Annotated in this window: 1 protein-coding gene; it reads left to right on the plus strand. The window is 40.3% G+C overall.

Annotation, left to right across the window (positions count from 1 at the left end; all coding sequences use genetic code 11):
• On the plus strand, window positions 1-1006 hold a 1006-nt coding region (locus B2X72_RS25480), incomplete at both ends, for an ATP-dependent helicase (protein WP_286852024.1).

The following is a 1006-nucleotide window of genomic DNA, read 5'->3' on the forward strand; positions in this document are numbered from 1 at the left end:
GCACACTTGATTCGAAAAGGTGTTGATCCATTCAATATCTTGGTATTAACATTTACCAACAAGGCTGCCAAAGAGATGCGCGCACGTATCGTTTCTGTTGTTGGAAGCGAAGCGAAAAATATTTGGATGGGAACATTCCACTCGGTATTCGCAAAGATACTCCGTGTCGAAGCAGAATTGATCGGTTATCCCAGAAACTTTACCATCTACGATACGGACGATACCAAAAGTTTGTTGCGTGCCATTTTAAAGGAAATGAATCTCGATGATAAGCTGTATAATGTCAATCATGTGTATGGACGTATCTCACAGGCAAAAAACAACTTGATCTCACCGCAGGAATATAATAAGAATGAAGCCATACTGGCCGAAGATATTTCCAATGGTCGTGGTCAATTGGGGCAGATTTATATGACCTATGCACAACGCTGTTACCGTGCTGGAGCAATGGATTTTGATGACCTCTTGTTTAAAACAAATGTCTTGTTAAACAAGCATCCAGAGGTATTGCATAAATATCAGCATCAATTTCGCTATCTGATGGTCGATGAGTACCAGGATACCAACTTCTCCCAATACCTTATTGTCAAACGCCTGGCAGCAGTCAACGAAAATATCTGCGTGGTTGGGGATGATGCACAATCGATCTATGCATTTCGTGGTGCAAATATTCAGAATATCCTGAATTTCCAAAAGGATTATCCTGATGTGAAGATCTTTAAACTGGAGCAGAATTATCGATCGACTAAGATGATCGTAAATGCGGCCAATTCGGTGATTGCGAATAATCAGAATCAATTGGAAAAAAATGTTTTCTCGGATAATGAAGAGGGCGAAAAGATCAAGGTTTCACGTGCTTTCTCTGACAATGAGGAAGGTAAGATCGTTGCTGACCAGATTATCGAAGAGAAATCGTTAAAAGGACTTAATTATAAAGATTTTGCTATTCTGTATCGTACCAACGCCCAATCCAGGGCAATGGAGGAGGCCTTCGCAAAATTAATAT

Source organism: Sphingobacterium sp. UBA7253 (genome assembly GCF_002472745.1).
Classification (GTDB): domain Bacteria; phylum Bacteroidota; class Bacteroidia; order Sphingobacteriales; family Sphingobacteriaceae; genus Sphingobacterium; species Sphingobacterium siyangense.